Here is a 16,399-nt window from a genome sequence, read left to right on the forward strand (position 1 = left end):
GGTAAAGAGGCGTCATCGAACGAAAGGCGAAGGGCACGGACCCTTCGCCTTTTTAAGCGTCGTTACGCGCCGACCATGGTCGGCGAGACCACCTGATTGAGATCGTCCGCGCGGGTTGGCGCGATGCCGGCCTCGAATTCAGGGCGGAAGTATTTGATGGCGCTGCCCAACGGCTCCACGGCACCTGGTGCGTGAGCACAGAAGGTCTTGCCTGGGCCGAGGAAACCCACCAGACCCAGCAGGGTCTCGATGTCGCCGGGTTGGCCTTGGCCTTTCTCGATGGCCATCAAGAGCTTGACGCTCCAGGGCAGGCCGTCGCGGCAAGGGGTGCAGAAACCGCAGGATTCGCGCGAGAAAAACTGCTCCATGTTGCGCAGAAGCGAAACCATGTTGACGCTGTCGTCCACCGCCATCGCCAGGCCGGTACCCATCCGGGTGCCTACCTTGGCGATGCCACCGGCATACATTTGTGCGTCCAGGTGTTCCGGCAACAGGAAACCGGTGCCGGCGCCGCCGGGCTGCCAGCACTTGAGCTTGTAGCCGTCGCGCATGCCACCGGCGTAGTCTTCGAACAGCTCGCGCGCGGTGACGCCGAACGGCAGTTCCCACAGGCCAGGGTTCTTGACCTTGCCGGAGAAGCCCATGAGCTTGGTGCCCATGTCTTCACTGCCGTCACGGGCCAGGGATTTGTACCAGTCGACGCCGTCGGCGATGATCGCCGGCACGTTGCACAGGGTCTCGACGTTGTTCACGCAGGTCGGCTTGCCCCACACGCCGACGGCGGCGGGGAAGGGCGGCTTGGAGCGTGGGTTGGCGCGGCGGCCTTCCAGGGAGTTGATCAGCGCGGTTTCTTCACCGCAGATGTAACGCCCGGCGCCGGTGTGGACGAACAGCTCGAAATCGAAGCCTGAGCCCAGGATGTTCTTGCCCAGCAGGCCAGCGGCCTTGGCTTCTTCCACGGCACGGTTCAGGTGCTTGGCGGCGGTGGTGTATTCGCCACGCAGGAAGATGTAGCCACGGTAGGTCTTCAGCGCGCGGGCACTGATCAGCATGCCTTCGATCAGCAGATGGGGCAGTTGCTCCATCAGCATGCGGTCTTTCCAGGTGTTGGGTTCCATCTCGTCCGCGTTGCACAGCAGGTAGCGGATGTTGATGGACTCGTCCTTTGGCATCAGGCCCCATTTCACGCCGGTGGGGAAGCCCGCGCCGCCACGGCCCTTGAGGCCGGCGTCCTTCACGGTCTGGACGATGTCATCGGCGGCCATGTCGGCGAATGCCTTGCGCGCGGCGGCATAGCCGTTCTTCGCCTGGTATTCGTCCAGCCATACCGCTTCGCCGTCGTCACGCAGACGCCACGTCAGGGGATGGGTTTCGGCCGAACGCTGGATGCGGTTGGCGGGCCCGAAGGAAGTCAGGGTCATACGTAGCCCTCCAGCAGTTTGGCGACGCCGTCCGGCTTGACGTCACCAAAGGTGTCGTCATCGATCATCAGCGCCGGTGCCTTGTCGCAGTTGCCCAGGCAGCACACGGGCAGCAGGGTGAAGCGGCCGTCGGCGGTGGTCTGGCCCAGGCCGATGCCCAGCTTGCTCTGGAGCTCGCCGACCACCGATTCGTGGCCGCCGATGTAGCAGACCATGCTGTCGCAGACGCGAATGATGTGGCGGCCTACGGGCTGGCGGAAAATCTGGCTGTAGAAGGTAGCGACGCCTTCGACGTCGCTGGCCGGGATGCCGAGGATCTCGCCGATGGCGTAGAGCGCGCCGTCAGGCACCCAGCCACGTTCCTTCTGGACGATCTTCAAGGCTTCGATCGACGCCGCGCGCGGGTCTTCGTAGTGATGCAGCTCGTGCTCGATGGCCGAGCGCTCGGTTTCGCTCAGGGCGAAACGGTCAGTCTGGATAAGCGTGCTGTTCATGCTTAGCGGTCCACGTCGGCCATAACGAAATCGATACTACCCAGGTACGCGATCAAGTCCGCGACCATGCTGCCTTTGATCACCGAAGGGATCTGCTGCAGGTGCGGGTAGCTTGGGGTGCGAATCCGGGTGCGGTAGCTCATGGTGCCGCCGTCGCTCGTCAGGTAATAACTGTTGATGCCCTTGGTCGCTTCGATCATCTGGAAGGATTCGTTGGCCGGCATGACCGGGCCCCACGAAACTTGCAGGAAGTGGGTGATCAGGGTCTCGATGTGTTGCAGCGTGCGTTCTTTCGGTGGCGGCGTGGTCAGCGGGTGGTCGGCCTTGTACGGGCCTTCCGGCATGTTGCGCATGCACTGCTCGATGATCTTGACGCTCTGGCGCATTTCCTCGACGCGAACCATGCAGCGGTCATAGGCGTCACCGTGAGTCGCCAGCGGGACTTCGAACTCGAAGTTCTCGTAGCCGGAATACGGGCGCGCCTTGCGCAGGTCGAAGTCCAGGCCGGTGGCGCGCAGGTTCGGGCCGGTAACGCCCCATTCCAGCGCTTCCTTGGTGTTGTAGGCGGCCACGCCTTCGGTTCGGCCGCGCAAAATGCTGTTCTTCAGGGCGGCCTTGGTGTATTCGTCCAGGCGCTTGGGCATCCACTCGACGAAATCCTTGACCAGCTTTTCCCAGCCGCGCGGCAGGTCGTGGGCCACGCCGCCGATGCGGTACCAGGCCGGGTGCAGGCGGAAACCGGTGACGGCTTCGATCACGGTGTAGGCTTTCTGGCGGTCGGTGAACGTGAAGAACACCGGCGTCATCGCGCCCACGTCCTGGATGTAGGTGCCCAGGAACAGCAGGTGGCTGGTGATACGGAAGAACTCGGCCATCATGATGCGAATCACGTTGACACGGTCCGGCACCGTGATGCCCGCCAGTTTTTCCACCGACAGGACGTACGGCAGGTTGTTCATTACCCCGCCAAGGTAGTCGATGCGATCGGTGTAGGGGATGTAGCTGTGCCAGGACTGGCGCTCACCCATTTTCTCGGCGCCACGGTGGTGGTAGCCGATGTCCGGAACGCAATCGACGATCTCTTCGCCGTCCAGCTGCAGGATGATGCGGAACGCACCGTGGGCCGAAGGGTGGTTCGGGCCCAGGTTGAGGAACATGTAGTCCTCGTTGGCACCGGAACGCTTCATCCCCCAGTCTTCAGGCTTGAAGCGCGCGGACTCTTCTTCGAGTTGCTGCTTGGCCAGGGTCAGGCTGTACGGGTCGAACTCCGTGGCACGGGCCGGGAAGTCCTTGCGCAGCGGGTGACCTTCCCAGGTCGGCGGCATCATGATGCGCGTCAGGTGCGGGTGGCCGGGGAAATCGATGCCGAACATGTCCCAGACTTCACGCTCGTACCAGTTGGCGTTCGGCCAGATGCCGGTCACGGTCGGCACGCTGAGGTCGCTTTCGGACAAGGCGACCTTGATCATCACGTCACTATTACGCTCCACCGACAACAGGTGGTAGAACACGGTGAAGTCGGCACCAGGCAAGCCCTGGCGCTTGGTGCGCAGACGCTCGTCCACGCCATGCAGGTCATAGAGCATGACGTACGGCTTGGGCAGGTTGCGCAGGAAGGTCAGGACTTCGATCAGCTTGGCGCGGGCAACCCAAAGCACCGGCATGCCGGTGCGGGTCGACTGGAGCGTGAACGCCTCTGCGCCAAAACGGTTGTTCAGTTCGACGACCACATCCTGGTCGTCTGCCTTGTAAGGCGGGATGTACAGAGCACTGCCTGTAGTCATGGTTATTTATCGCTTTCGGTCAACGTAAAGAATGAAGCCAGGTTCTCGTTTCTTCTACAGAGCAGAGCTGGATCAGACTTCGTCGGGGCTGCGCAGATTCGTGACTGCGATTCGCTGTTCGCGGCGCTGTTCCTTTTGCGACGGCATGTCGGCGCGATAGACGCCTTGATCACCGACGACCCAGGACAGTGGGCGACGCTCCTGGCCGATGGATTCCTGCAGCAGCATCAAGCCTTGCAGGAACGCTTCGGGGCGGGGCGGGCAGCCGGGCACGTAGACATCCACGGGGAGGAATTTGTCGACCCCCTGGACCACGGAGTAAATGTCATACATGCCGCCGGAGTTGGCACAGGCGCCCATGGAAATGACCCACTTGGGTTCCAGCATCTGTTCGTACAGGCGCTGGATGATGGGGGCCATTTTCAGGAACGGCGTACCGGCGATAACCATGAAATCCGCCTGACGCGGCGATGCCCGGATCACCTCGGCGCCAAAGCGCGCGATGTCGTGGGGCGCCGTGAAGGCGGTGGTCATTTCCACGTAGCAGCACGAAAGGCCGAAGTTGTACGGCCAAAGGGAGTTCTTGCGACCCCAGTTGACCGTGCTGTTCAGCACGTCTTCGAGCTTGCCCATGAAGATGTTCTTGTGGACTTGATCTTCTAACGGATCGGCGACGGTTTCCCGCTTGCCGATCGGATATTGCTCGTTAGGAGCATCGGGGTCGATCCTGGTGAGATTGTATTGCATTGCCAAAGCCTCATTGTTTCAGCTTCGCTTGCCGCTTGCGCCGAGCTTCCGGAGCCCAATCAAGAGCTCCCACCCGGTAAAGGTAGACAAGACCTGCCAACAGAATTGCTATGAAAACGAGAGCTTCGACGAATCCGGTCCAGCCGCTTTCGCGGACGGACACAGACCATGCAAAGAGAAAAAGGGCTTCGATATCGAAGATCACGAAGAGCATCGCGACCAGATAGAATTTGGCTGAGAGCCGCAAGCGGGCGCCACCGGTAGGCAGCATGCCGGACTCGAACGGTTCATTCTTGCTGCGGCCCCAGGCTTTTGACCCGAGCAGGCTCGACACGCCGAGCATGAAGGCACACAGGCCGACGACGCCCAGAAGGAAAATGGCAAAGCCCCAATTGTGGGCCATGAGTCCTGTCGCTTCGGGCATGCTGGAAATCCTTAACAGAGAGCAAAGGTCTCTGAGCTTCAAAAAGAAATAACGCAGTGACGATATGTCGCAGCAATCAATCGCGGTGATTTTATGGCTAAACACCGGGCAAGTAAAATTCCGATGGCGAAATTATTTATTGGAATAAGGACATAGTACGTCTCCACGGCCCCGCAGCCCCGGCCCCATGGGGATTGGCTGTTGATACCTCAAAAGAATTTCATTTCATATGTAACAATGAAAGCGCCTTCAAATGATAATTATTACTGTTTGGCTGCGCGGCACCGCAGGTAGTCGATGCAACAACTGAGAACTTGTCTTATATAGCCGTGATGGCAGTTGTCAGCGCTGGCCGTTTTACTCTTTTTCTGACTGCCCGATACTGCGTTCGATCAATTTTTTTGCTTTTCCTGTGGGGCGCTTCCTTAAGGCTTGTCTGGATTCCTGTGGCGAGGGAGCTTGCTCCCGCTTGAGTGCGAAGCGCTCACAAAAAGGCTGCTGCGCAGCCAGCGGGAGCAAGCTCCCTCGCCACAAAATCCTTTCATGTGAAGACATTGCTGCCAAAGCATAGGCAAAAAAAAGCCCCGAACCAGTCGGGGCTTCAAATCGTCGGCTTTGCGGTTAGCTTTTATTGGGTCCGCAAGGGCCGTTTACGCGATAGATCAGTGGAACTGCTCTTCTTCGGTCGACCCGGTCAGCGCGGTCACGGACGAGGTGCCGCCCTGGATCACGGTGGTCATGTCGTCGAAGTAGCCGGTGCCGACTTCCTGCTGGTGGGCCACAAAGGTGTAGCCTTTGGCGGCGTCAGCGAATTCCTGCTCTTGCAGCTTCACGTAGGCGGTCATGTCGTTGCGGGCGTAGTCGTGCGCCAGGTTGAACATGCTGTGCCACATGTTGTGAATGCCGGCCAGGGTGATGAACTGGTGCTTGTAGCCCATGGCGGACAGTTCGCGCTGGAACTTGGCGATGGTCGCGTCGTCCAGGTTCTTCTTCCAGTTGAAGGAAGGCGAGCAGTTGTACGACAGCAGTTGGTCCGGGTATTCCTTCTTGATCGCTTCGGCGAAGCGACGGGCTTCGTCCAGGTCCGGCTTGGCGGTTTCGCACCAGATCAGGTCGGCGTACGGGGCGTAGGCCAGGCCGCGGGCGATGGCCTGGTCGAGGCCAGCGCGTACTTTGTAAAAGCCTTCCTGGGTACGGGTGCCGGTGACGAACGGCTGGTCGTACGGGTCGCAGTCCGAGGTCAGCAGGTCAGCGGCGTTCGCGTCGGTACGGGCCAGGATGATGGTCGGTACGCCAGCAACGTCGGCCGCCAGGCGAGCGGCGGTCAGCTTCTGTACGGCTTCCTGGGTAGGAACCAGTACCTTGCCGCCCATGTGGCCGCATTTCTTCACCGAGGCCAATTGGTCTTCGAAGTGAACGCCGGCGGCACCTGCCTCGATCATGCTCTTCATCAGTTCGTAGGCGTTCAGTACGCCGCCGAAACCGGCTTCGGCATCAGCCACGATAGGTGCGAAGTAGTCGATGTAGCCTTCGTCGCCCGGGTTCTTGCCGGCTTTCCACTGGATCTGGTCGGCGCGACGGAACGAGTTGTTGATGCGCTTGACCACGGTTGGAACCGAGTCCACTGGGTACAGCGACTGGTCAGGGTACATGGATTCGGCGGAGTTGTTGTCCGCGGCCACTTGCCAGCCCGACAGGTAGATCGCCTGGATACCGGCCTTGACTTGCTGCACAGCCTGGCCGCCAGTCAGGGCGCCCATGCAGTTGACGAAGTCTTTCTCGGGGCGGAAGGAAGGCTTGGCGCCCTGGGTGACCAGGTTCCACAGCTTCTCGGCGCCCATTTTCGCAAAGGTGTGTTCAGGTTGAACCGAACCACGCAGACGGACGACGTCAGCAGCGGAATAATTGCGCTTCACGCCTTTCCAGCGCGGGTTTTCAGCCCAGTCTTTTTCAAGGGCTGCAATTTGCTGTTCGCGTGTCAGTGCCATGGAGATAAACCTCGTCGCATAGGTCTGGGGTGGAAAATTCCTGCTCCTGCCGACCAGGGGTTGGCGTACAAGTCGGTTCAGGCGGGGAGGCGACGGGATGAACGATGGGCTCGAGGGGAAAGTGAGCAGGTAGAGGCGAACTGCGGGCGCATTCGGGCGTCGTGGGCCTTTATACGAACTCAGAGTGATGCCGGGTTACCTAGTTACGCTTCCGTCCCTCGGGACAACTTCGTTCCAGTCGCAACCTCGTCAAACACACCTTGTGGGCGGTACAGACACGAATCGGCTCGCAGGGTGGTTGCAAGCATCGACCCGAAGGCCCTTGCCAGGGCCCCTGATTAGCGGGAGCGAGGCCATCATGCCTTCGGTTTTTTGGCTCGTCAAACGTTTTGTAGTGCTTTTTTTCAAGCACTACATCTTTGGTCTAATACGACTCATCAGTCAGTTTTTGGTGCTTCAGTTCAGGGTGTCGACCTTCACCCGCAGAATCATGTCATCCCGGCCTTGGGTCGAGTAGCTGCGGGTCAGGCCTTGTTTGTCGGCTTGAGTCTGGCGGTTCACCCCAGCGAGGGTGATCCATTCGCCGAGGCGCCCGCTGACGGTTGTGTCGGTGCTTTGCACGTTCACTACATCTGGACGTTCCTGGCTCATGCGGTCACGGTTGGTGCTGATACTCAGGTGAACGGTCTCGCCAGTGACACTGGCGGTGACATAAAAACCTTGGGTGACGTTGCGGTATTCGGTCTGGCTTTGCATGCGACCGTAGCCGTCGGTCTGGTTGCTGGTGAATGGCACGCTCTGACCGACCTGGATGAGCGCCGGCTGGCCTTCGCTGGCCTGGATCTGCTGCACGCCGCCCTCACGGCTGGCGGTGCTGCGGTTGATGATGCGCGTCTGGCTGGGCGCGGCGCCGTTGATCGAGTAGCCCTGGTCACCTTGCAGGTTGTTCTCGTTGGTGTCGACAGTGATCAGCAAGCGCTTGGGAGCGGTGTCCAGTTGCGCCAGGAATTGGCGGAGTTCTTCGATCTTGCCCGGTTCGGCATTCACGATCAGTTGGTTGCCGTAGGCGCTTACCTGGCCATCCTTGCCGAGGAAATTCTGTGCCACCGGCAGTAGATCCGCGCTGGTGCGGTAGTTCAGCGGTACGATTTCGGTTGCGGCCATGACTGACAGGCTGCAGCCGAGCAGCAGGGTGGTCAGCAAGGTGCGTAGGGACATGTCCATTTCTCCGCGAGACAAAGGCTAGATATTGCCAGTTTGTCGGCCCCGGGTGGGGCAAGTTGAATGGTAGACGGCAAAACGCCCCGGCATCGGTGGATGGCGGGGCGTTTTGTGATGCTGATAATGTACTTGTGGCGAGGGGATTTATCCCCGCTGGGCTGCGAAGCAACCCCAATCAAGCTAATTTCGTCAACCTGACACACCGCAGTGACTGATTTGAAGGTTGCTGCGCAACCCAGCGGGGATAAATCCCCTCGCCACAGGGTATTGTGTTGCTGCTTCCAGCGGTTTCAGGCCGAGCGCCGCACCATGTCCACATGGGGAATGCCGGCCTCGAGGAATTCCTCGCTGACCACCGCAAACCCCAGTCGCTCATAGAACGGCGTGGCATGGACCTGCGCGCTGAGCATCTGCTGTTGCAATCCGCGTCTCTCGGCCTCGGCGATCACTGCATGCATCAACGCATCGCCGACCTTCAGACCGCGCCAGTCCTTGAGGACCGATACGCGACCGATATGGCCGTCAGTCAGCAGGCGCGCGGTACCGATGGGGAAGTCGCCTTCGAAGGCCAGGAAATGCACGGCGTCCTGGTCATCCGAATCCCACTCCAACTCTGGGGGTACGGATTGCTCGGCAATGAACACCGTTTCACGAATGCGCCGGATCTCGGCGTTATCCTTTTGCCAGTCTGCGACACGAACGTGAATTTTATTCATCGGCGAACCCCAGGCTGCCTTGTTTGACCAATTCGTGGATAAGGCCGCGGCCTTCTTCATCGTCCAGCCATGGGCCGAGGTTTTCGATGTGCAGCGCGTCGGCGGCGCAGATCATCTTCAGCAGGTCCCGCAGCTTGCCCGGCAGATAACGGCTCTGGCCGCTGGCGAACAGCAGCAGGTCGTCATCGACTTCCGACCAGGCCAGGCGCGCGCTCGGGTTGCGGATGATCACGGCACCCTGTTCCAGGCCGGCCAGCAAGTCGTCTTCTTCCAATTCCGGGCCCACCACCAGTTCCGGGTAGCGGGGTTCGGTCATGAACTGGCCGAACCAGGTCAGCAGCAAACGCTCATCGCTCATGTGCTCGGCCAGAAGGCCTTTGAGGCGGTCCAGGGCGTCGTGCTGGATCTGGTGCGGGTCCGCGACGGGGCGTGCGTCGGCGTCGGTGTAACGCTCTTCGTCCGGCAAGAACTGGCTGAGGAAGTCGGTGAAATGGGTGAGCACTTCGGCCGCGCTCGGCGCTCGGAAGCCGACCGAGTAGGTCATGCAGTCATCCACGGCGACACCGCAGTGGGCCAGGCGCGGTGGCAAGTAGAGCATGTCGCCGGGTTCCAGGGTCCACTCGTCGGTGGCCTCGAAATCGGCAAGGATGCGCAGGTCCGCATGGGGCAGCAGCGGGCTTTCGGAGTCGCACATCTGGCCGATCTTCCAGTTGCGCTTGCCATGGCCTTGCAACAGGAAAACGTCGTAGTTGTCGAAGTGCGGACCGACACCGCCACCCGGGGCGGCGAAGCTGATCATCACGTCGTCGATGCGCCAGCTCGGCAGGAAGCGGAAATGCTCCAGCAGCTCGCTGACTTCGGGGACGAACTGGTCGACCGCCTGCACCAGCAGCGTCCACTCGCGCTCCGGCAGCTTGCTGAATTCATCTTCGGCGAACGGGCCGCGACGCAACTCCCAGGGACGCTCGCCGTGCTCGATCACCAGGCGCGATTCAACCTCTTCTTCCAGCGCAAGGCCGGCCAGTTCGTCGGCATCGATCGGGCTTTCGAAGTCAGGAATCGCCTGGCGGATCAGCAGGGGTTTCTTCTGCCAGTAATCGCGCAGGAACTCCCGTGCCGTGATGCCGCCCAGAAGTTGCAGTGGAATGTCAGGATTCATGTGTAACCTATTGAAAAAATATACTTTTCAGGCGCGAATAAAAACGCCCGGCGCGGCCGGGCGTCTCAAAGGTAAAGCGATGTGTCAGATGCGCTTGGCTTGTGCCGCCGCGTTGCCGATGTAGCTGGCCGGGGTCAGCTTTTTCAGCTCGGCCTTGGCTTCGGCAGGCATGTCCAGGCCATCGATGAAAGTCTGCAGCGCTTCAGGGCTGATGCCCTTGCCACGGGTCAGCTCTTTGAGCTTCTCGTACGGGTTTTCGATGTTGTAGCGACGCATCACGGTCTGGATCGGCTCGGCCAGGACTTCCCAGCAGGCGTCCAGATCGGCGGCGATTTTCTGCTCGTTCAGTTCCAGCTTGCCGATGCCCTTGAGGCTGGCCTCGTAGGCGATGACGCTATGGGCAAAACCCACGCCCAGGTTGCGCAGCACGGTGGAGTCGGTCAGGTCGCGCTGCCAGCGGGAAATCGGCAGCTTGCTCGCCAGGTGCTGGAACAGCGCGTTGGCGATGCCCAGGTTGCCTTCGGAGTTTTCGAAGTCGATCGGGTTGACCTTGTGCGGCATGGTCGAGGAACCGATCTCGCCGGCGATGGTGCGCTGCTTGAAGTAACCCAGGGAGATGTAGCCCCAGATATCGCGGTCGAAGTCGATCAGGATGGTGTTGAAGCGTGCGATCGCATCGAACAGCTCGGCGATGTAGTCGTGCGGTTCGATCTGGGTGGTGTACGGGTTGAAGCTCAGACCCAGTTCGTCTTCGATGAAGGCGCGGGCGTTGGCTTCCCAGTCGATGTCCGGGTAGGCCGACAGGTGGGCGTTGTAGTTGCCCACGGCGCCGTTGATCTTGCCCAGCAGGGGCACGGCGGCTACCTGGGTGATCTGGCGCTCCAGGCGGTAGACGACGTTTGCCAACTCCTTGCCCAGGGTGGTCGGCGAAGCCGGTTGACCATGGGTGCGCGACAGCATCGGCACGTCGGCGAAGCGGATCGCCAGCTCGCGAATGGCCTGGGCGATCTGGCGCATCAGAGGCAGCAGCACATCGTCACGGCCTTCGCGCAGCATCAGGGCGTGGGACAGGTTGTTGATGTCCTCGCTGGTGCAGGCGAAGTGGATGAACTCACTGACGTTGGCCAGTTCCGGCAGCTTGGCCGCCTGCTCCTTGAGCAGGTACTCGATGGCCTTGACGTCGTGGTTGGTGGTGCGCTCGATCTCTTTGACGCGCTCAGCGTGCTCCAGGGCGAAATTGTCGGCCAGAGCGTTCAGCACTGCGTTGGCTTCGGCGGAAAAGGCCGGAACTTCACCAATGCCAGGGTGGGCGGCCAGGCGCTGGAGCCAGCGCACTTCAACCAGGACACGGGCACGGATCAGGCCGTACTCGCTGAAAATAGGGCGCAGGGCCTGGGTTTTGCCGGCGTAGCGGCCGTCTACAGGGGAAACCGCAGTGAGCGAAGAGAGCTGCATGGGGTGTTCTCGGACAGTCGGGCAACGAAATGGGGCGCGTATCATACATGAAAATCAGCGCCGGTCCGTCGCCAACTGACCGGCGTGTTACGCGTAAAGAGGTACAAAAGCAGGTCGAGGCGACTTATTCGTTGCGCATCAACGGGTAAAGCTCTTTCAATAATTTGCGTCGGCTGATCACCAGTTGCCAACGATGGCCGCCCAGCTGCCGCCACAGCCGTGCCGAGCGGATCCCGGCGAGCAGCAGGGCGCGGATCTTCGAGGCGTTGCTCGGTTGCTGCAGGTTGCGCATGTCGCCATGCACCTGGATGCGCTGGCGCAGCGTGCTCAAGGTGTCCTGGTACAGCGCGCCGCATGCGGCGATCACGTTTTCGTGGGACGGGCCGAAATGCTCGACCTGGGATTGGATCTGCGGCAAACGATTGCCGATGGTTTCCAGCAGGTCGTCACGCTTGGCCAACTGGCGCTCCAGGCCCAGCATCGACAGGGCGTAGCGCAGCGGTTCGCGTTGCAGGGCGCTGGGATCGCGCTCCAGGGCGCCGATCAAGGCGCGGTAGCCTTCGCGCAGGTTCAAGTCGTCGCCACCGTAGACCTCCAGGGTGTCCTTGGGGTCGCGTACCAGCAGGCTGCCGAGCATGCAGCCCAGGCCGGCCTCGGTGGCCTGGCCGGTCTTGGCGATCCGGTCCACCAGCACGGCGGCCAGGAAGACGCCGCCCAGCGCCGTCAGTTGTTCCTGGATTGGCGTCATGCCTTGCTGCTCCATGGCTCGGCGACTTCGATCACGCCGCCGCCCAGGCAGATTTCGCCGTCGTAGAACACCACCGACTGGCCGGGCGTGACCGCGCGCTGCGGGTCATCGAAGGTGGCGCGGTAGCCTGTCTCGGTTTTTTCCAAGGTGCAGGCCTGGTCGCTCTGGCGATAGCGAACCTTGGCCGTCAGGCGGCGCGGTTCGCTGAGGTCGATCGGGTTGACCCAATAGATGTCCGAGGCGAGCAGGGCGCCGGAGAACAGCCACGGGTGGTCGTTACCCTGGCCAACGATCAGCTCGTTGTGCTCCAGGTCCTTGACCAGCACGTACCACGGCTCTTCGCCGGCGTCCTTCAACCCGCCGATGCCCAGGCCTTGGCGCTGGCCGATGGTGTGGTACATCAGGCCATGGTGGCGGCCGATGACCTCGCCTTCGGTCGTCTTGATCTCGCCCGGCTGCGCCGGCAGGTATTGCTTGAGGAAGTCGCTGAAACGGCGCTCGCCAATGAAGCAGATCCCGGTGGAGTCCTTTTTCTTGGCGGTGGCGAGTTGGTGCTTCTCGGCGATCGCGCGTACTTCGGGCTTTTCCAGCTCGCCAACCGGGAACAAGGTCTTGGCGATCTGCTCGCCGCCAACGGCATGCAGGAAGTAGCTCTGGTCCTTGTTCGGATCCAGGCCCTTGAGCAGTTCGGTACGGCCGTCGATGTCGCGGCGGCGCACGTAGTGGCCAGTAGCGATCAGGTCGGCGCCGAGCATCATGGCGTAGTCGAGGAACGCCTTGAACTTGATTTCGCGGTTGCAGAGGATGTCCGGGTTCGGTGTGCGACCGGCCTTGTATTCGGCCAGGAAATGCTCGAACACGTTGTCCCAGTACTCGGCGGCGAAATTCGCGGTGTGCAGCTTGATGCCTATCTTGTCGCACACGGCCTGGGCGTCCGCCAGGTCGTCCATGGCGGTGCAGTATTCGGTTCCGTCGTCTTCTTCCCAGTTCTTCATGAACAGGCCTTCCACCTCATAACCCTGCTCGATCAGCAGAAGGGCGGAAACGGAAGAGTCCACGCCACCGGACATGCCGACGATGACGCGTTGCTTTGGGGTGTTCGAAGAGGCTGGATCACGCATAGGAATTCAATGAGTGTCTTGAAAAAGGACGCGATTCTATCAGGCCCGGGCGCGCAAGGCTAAAGAGAAGGGCGGATAAGCTCCAGGCTATGGCGATGGCCGGCCAGGTAATCGTCGATGCAACGGATGATGAGCTCGCTGCGCCAGCGGTCGCGCTGCTCGAGCAGTTCGTCGCGGGTCAGCCATTTGGCGCCTAGGATGCCATCGTCCAGTTGATACTCGGGGTGGAGTTTCAGGGCCTTGGCGGCGAAGCAGACCCGCTGGTAGGTCACGCCGTTGCTGGGGGCGGTGTACAGATAGATGCCTGTTACGCTGGTGGGCTCTACGTCCCAGCCGGTTTCTTCCAGGGTTTCGCGCACGGCGGCCTCGATCAGTGTTTCGTTCGGATCCAGGTGGCCGGCGGGCTGGTTGAGCACGGCGCGCCCGCCCTTGGATTCCTCGACCATCAAGAAGCGGCCGTTGTCTTCAACAATGGTGGCGACGGTGATGTGGGGGTTCCAGTCCATGGGGGCCTCGTTTGTTAGATGAAGTACAGATCACTGTGGGAGCGAGCCTGCTCGCGAAAGCGGTGTATGGCTCAGTATCAATGTTGAATGGTATATCGCTTTCGCGAGCAGGCTCGCTCCCACAGGGGATTGTTTTCAGGGAAGGTAGAAACACAAACCCCGGCACAAGGCCGGGGTTTGTGGTGCTTGCTTACAACCTTACACCAGCGCAGCAATCGCCGCGTTGAAGGTGGCGCTTGGGCGCATGGCCTTGCTGGTCAGCTCGGGGTTGGCGAAGTAGTAGCCGCCGATGTCCACGGGCTTGCCTTGCACGGCATTGAGTTCGGCAACGATTTTTTCTTCGTTGTCGGTCAAGGTCTTGGCCAGGGTGGTGAATTGCGCCTTGAGGGCTGCGTCGTCATCCTGAGCGGCCAGTGCCTGGGCCCAGAACAGGGTCAGGTAGAAGTGGCTGCCGCGGTTATCGATGCCGCCGACCTTGCGCGAAGGCGACTTGTTGCGGTCCAGGAACTCACCAGTCGCCTGGTCGAGGGTCTTGGCCAGCACCAGCGCCTTGGGGTTGTTGTAGGTCGCGCCCAGGTGTTCCAGGGACGCGGCCAGGGCGAGGAACTCGCCCAGGGAATCCCAGCGCAGGAAGTTTTCTTCCAGCAGTTGTTGCACGTGCTTGGGTGCCGAGCCGCCGGCGCCGGTTTCGAACAGGCCACCGCCGTTCATCAGCGGCACGATCGACAGCATCTTGGCGCTGGTGCCCAGTTCCATGATCGGGAACAGGTCAGTCAGGTAGTCGCGCAGTACGTTGCCGGTCACCGAAATGGTGTCCTTGCCTTCGCGGGTGCGAGCCAGGGTGAACTTCATCGCGTCGACAGGCGACATGATGCGGATGTCCAGACCGCTGGTGTCGTGGTCCTTCAGGTACGCCTGGACCTTCTCGATCATCACGCCGTCGTGGGCGCGCATCGGGTCGAGCCAGAAGATCGCCGGGGTGGCGCTGGCGCGGGCACGGTTGACGGCCAGCTTGACCCAATCCTGGATCGGCGCGTCCTTGGTCTGGCACATGCGGAAGATATCGCCAGCCTCGACGGTCTGCTCCAGCAGGGTTTGACCGTTGTTGTCCGAAACACGAACCACACCGTCAGCCTTGATCTGGAAGGTCTTGTCGTGGGAGCCATACTCTTCGGCTTTCTTGGCCATCAGGCCAACGTTCGGCACGCTGCCCATGGTGGTTGGGTCGAAGGCGCCGTGTTGCTTGCAATCTTCGATCACCGCTTGGTAGATGGTGGCGTAGCAGCGATCCGGGATCACAGCCTTGGTGTCGTGCAGTTGGCCGTCGGTGCCCCACATCTTGCCGGAGTCACGGATCATGGCCGGCATCGAGGCGTCGACGATGACGTCGCTCGGTACGTGCAGATTGGTGATGCCCTTGTCGGAGTTGACCATCGCCAGCGCCGGACGAACGGCGTAGACCGCCTGGATGTCGGCTTCGATCTGGGCTTGCTGCTCGGCCGGCAGGGCCTTGATGCGCGCGTACAGGTCGCCGATGCCGTTGTTCAGGTTGAAGCCGATCTGCTCCAGCACCTCGGCGTGCTTGGCCAGCGCGTCCTTATAGTACTCGGCGACGATCTGACCGAACATGATCGGGTCGGAGACCTTCATCATGGTCGCCTTCAGATGGACCGACAGCAGGACGCCTTTTTGCTTGGCGTCTTCGATTTCAGCGGCGATGAAGTTGCGCAGGGCGTTTTTGCTCATCACGGCGCAATCGAGGATCTCACCGGCTTGTACGGTGGTTTTTTCCTTGAGGACGGTGGCAGTGCCGTCCTTGGCGATCAGCTCGATCTTCACGGTGCCCGCGGCGTCGATCAGGGCGGCTTTTTCGCTGCCATAGAAATCGCCGGCGCTCATGTGAGCGACGTGGGACTTGGAGTCGGCAGCCCAGGCGCCCATTTTATGCGGGTGCTTGCGAGCATAATTCTTGACCGACAGCGGCGCGCGGCGGTCGGAGTTGCCTTCGCGCAGGACCGGGTTCACGGCGCTGCCCTTGACCTTGTCGTAACGGGCGCGAGCGTCTTTCTCGGCGTCGGTGGTCACGGTTTCCGGGTAGTCCGGCAGTGCGTAGCCCTGGGCCTGCAATTCCTTGATCGCGGCCTGCAGTTGCGGCACCGAGGCGCTGATGTTCGGCAGCTTGATGATGTTGGCTTCAGGCGTGACGGCCAGGTCGCCCAATTCGGCGAGGTGGTCGGCGACGGCTTTGTCACCCAGTTGCTCGGGGAAGCTGGCCAGGATGCGTCCTGCGAGGGAGATATCGCGGGTCTCCACGGCGATATCGGCCGAAGCGGTGAAGGCTTCGACGATCGGCAGCAGCGAATAGGTGGCGAGGGCAGGCGCTTCGTCGGTGAAGGTATAGATGATCTTCGAGCGGGTGGGCATATTCGGATTAACTCTCTTCTTTGCTAAAGCATGCGCAGAAACTCGAGGGGCGCCGGGTAAGCGCGTTCGTTCAAAGTCATCCGTGAGCCGAATGTCGAGGTTTCTTCGCGGTGATGTTGGGTGCATCAGTCGAGCGTCAAGCGGTCGGGCCGCGGTAACGGTCCGGCTTTAAAGTGGCGGAAAGTCTCGTG

General features: G+C 61.1%; 14 protein-coding genes. All 14 read right to left on the reverse strand.

Annotated features, from left to right (window positions below; genetic code table 11):
• Positions 1 to 62: 62 nt before the first annotated feature.
• Entirely contained in the window at positions 63 to 1,421 is a 1,359-nt protein-coding gene (gene nuoF / locus J3P90_RS10000; protein WP_420765866.1) for an NADH-quinone oxidoreductase subunit NuoF, read from the reverse strand.
• Entirely contained in the window at positions 1,418 to 1,915 is a 498-nt protein-coding gene (gene nuoE / locus J3P90_RS10005) for an NADH-quinone oxidoreductase subunit NuoE (protein ID WP_092196990.1), read from the reverse strand. The genes nuoF and nuoE overlap by 4 nt, the downstream gene beginning before the upstream one ends.
• 2 nt (positions 1,916 to 1,917) lie before the next feature.
• Complete coding sequence (nuoC, locus tag J3P90_RS10010; RefSeq protein WP_434559593.1) at positions 1,918 to 3,699, reverse strand: NADH-quinone oxidoreductase subunit C/D; 1,782 nt, start codon at positions 3,697 to 3,699, stop codon at positions 1,918 to 1,920.
• 72 nt (positions 3,700 to 3,771) lie between these two features.
• Positions 3,772 to 4,446 carry a NuoB/complex I 20 kDa subunit family protein gene (locus tag J3P90_RS10015; protein ID WP_039592874.1) on the reverse strand — a complete coding sequence of 225 codons (675 nt, stop codon included), beginning with the start codon at positions 4,444 to 4,446 and terminating at the stop codon, positions 3,772 to 3,774.
• A 10-nt stretch (positions 4,447 to 4,456) separates the two neighbouring features.
• Positions 4,457 to 4,870, reverse strand: a complete 414-nt coding sequence (locus tag J3P90_RS10020; RefSeq protein WP_030141323.1) for an NADH-quinone oxidoreductase subunit A — start codon at positions 4,868 to 4,870, stop codon at positions 4,457 to 4,459.
• A 662-nt stretch (positions 4,871 to 5,532) separates the two neighbouring features.
• Entirely contained in the window at positions 5,533 to 6,858 is a 1,326-nt protein-coding gene (gene aceA, locus J3P90_RS10025; RefSeq protein ID WP_018925513.1) for an isocitrate lyase, read from the reverse strand.
• Between the two features lie 456 nt (positions 6,859 to 7,314).
• Entirely contained in the window at positions 7,315 to 8,076 is a 762-nt protein-coding gene (locus tag J3P90_RS10030; RefSeq protein WP_434559591.1) for a secretin N-terminal domain-containing protein, read from the reverse strand.
• Positions 8,077 to 8,369: 293 nt separating this feature from the next.
• The gene (locus J3P90_RS10035; protein ID WP_420765869.1) at positions 8,370 to 8,795 is read right to left on the reverse strand and encodes a GNAT family N-acetyltransferase; all 426 of its coding nucleotides are present in this window, start codon (positions 8,793 to 8,795) and stop codon (positions 8,370 to 8,372) included.
• Complete coding sequence (locus tag J3P90_RS10040; RefSeq protein WP_420765870.1) at positions 8,788 to 9,954, reverse strand: JmjC domain-containing protein; 1,167 nt, start codon at positions 9,952 to 9,954, stop codon at positions 8,788 to 8,790. Before J3P90_RS10040 ends, J3P90_RS10035 begins: the two co-directional genes overlap by 8 nt.
• A gap of 84 nt (positions 9,955 to 10,038) precedes the next feature.
• Entirely contained in the window at positions 10,039 to 11,409 is a 1,371-nt protein-coding gene (purB, locus tag J3P90_RS10045) for an adenylosuccinate lyase (protein ID WP_420765871.1), read from the reverse strand.
• Between the two features lie 124 nt (positions 11,410 to 11,533).
• Positions 11,534 to 12,157, reverse strand: coding sequence for a high frequency lysogenization protein HflD (gene hflD, locus J3P90_RS10050; protein WP_039592880.1), 624 nt, complete (start codon positions 12,155 to 12,157; stop codon positions 11,534 to 11,536).
• Entirely contained in the window at positions 12,154 to 13,278 is a 1,125-nt protein-coding gene (gene mnmA, locus J3P90_RS10055; protein ID WP_434606547.1) for a tRNA 2-thiouridine(34) synthase MnmA, read from the reverse strand. The genes hflD and mnmA overlap by 4 nt, the downstream gene beginning before the upstream one ends.
• 59 nt (positions 13,279 to 13,337) lie before the next feature.
• Complete coding sequence (locus J3P90_RS10060; protein WP_434606544.1) at positions 13,338 to 13,784, reverse strand: NUDIX hydrolase; 447 nt, start codon at positions 13,782 to 13,784, stop codon at positions 13,338 to 13,340.
• A 198-nt stretch (positions 13,785 to 13,982) separates the two neighbouring features.
• Positions 13,983 to 16,208 carry an NADP-dependent isocitrate dehydrogenase gene (locus J3P90_RS10065; protein WP_434648122.1) on the reverse strand — a complete coding sequence of 742 codons (2,226 nt, stop codon included), beginning with the start codon at positions 16,206 to 16,208 and terminating at the stop codon, positions 13,983 to 13,985.
• Positions 16,209 to 16,399: the final 191 nt, after the last annotated feature.

The organism is Pseudomonas sp. D3-10 (assembly GCF_051132175.1).
Taxonomy (GTDB): Bacteria; Pseudomonadota; Gammaproteobacteria; order Pseudomonadales; family Pseudomonadaceae; genus Aquipseudomonas.

Coding starts and splice junctions, on each gene's coding strand:
- nuoF (WP_420765866.1), bottom strand. CDS start 1,421: ATGACCCTGACTTCCTTCGGGCCCGCCAACCGCATCCAGCGTTCGGCC.
- nuoE (WP_092196990.1), bottom strand. CDS start 1,915: ATGAACAGCACGCTTATCCAGACTGACCGTTTCGCCCTGAGCGAAACC.
- nuoC (WP_434559593.1), bottom strand. CDS start 3,699: ATGACTACAGGCAGTGCTCTGTACATCCCGCCTTACAAGGCAGACGAC.
- J3P90_RS10015 (WP_039592874.1), bottom strand. CDS start 4,446: ATGCAATACAATCTCACCAGGATCGACCCCGATGCTCCTAACGAGCAA.
- J3P90_RS10020 (WP_030141323.1), bottom strand. CDS start 4,870: ATGCCCGAAGCGACAGGACTCATGGCCCACAATTGGGGCTTTGCCATT.
- aceA (WP_018925513.1), bottom strand. CDS start 6,858: ATGGCACTGACACGCGAACAGCAAATTGCAGCCCTTGAAAAAGACTGG.
- J3P90_RS10030 (WP_434559591.1), bottom strand. CDS start 8,076: ATGTCCCTACGCACCTTGCTGACCACCCTGCTGCTCGGCTGCAGCCTG.
- J3P90_RS10035 (WP_420765869.1), bottom strand. CDS start 8,795: ATGAATAAAATTCACGTTCGTGTCGCAGACTGGCAAAAGGATAACGCC.
- J3P90_RS10040 (WP_420765870.1), bottom strand. CDS start 9,954: ATGAATCCTGACATTCCACTGCAACTTCTGGGCGGCATCACGGCACGG.
- purB (WP_420765871.1), bottom strand. CDS start 11,409: ATGCAGCTCTCTTCGCTCACTGCGGTTTCCCCTGTAGACGGCCGCTAC.
- hflD (WP_039592880.1), bottom strand. CDS start 12,157: ATGACGCCAATCCAGGAACAACTGACGGCGCTGGGCGGCGTCTTCCTG.
- mnmA (WP_434606547.1), bottom strand. CDS start 13,278: ATGCGTGATCCAGCCTCTTCGAACACCCCAAAGCAACGCGTCATCGTC.
- J3P90_RS10060 (WP_434606544.1), bottom strand. CDS start 13,784: ATGGACTGGAACCCCCACATCACCGTCGCCACCATTGTTGAAGACAAC.
- J3P90_RS10065 (WP_434648122.1), bottom strand. CDS start 16,208: ATGCCCACCCGCTCGAAGATCATCTATACCTTCACCGACGAAGCGCCT.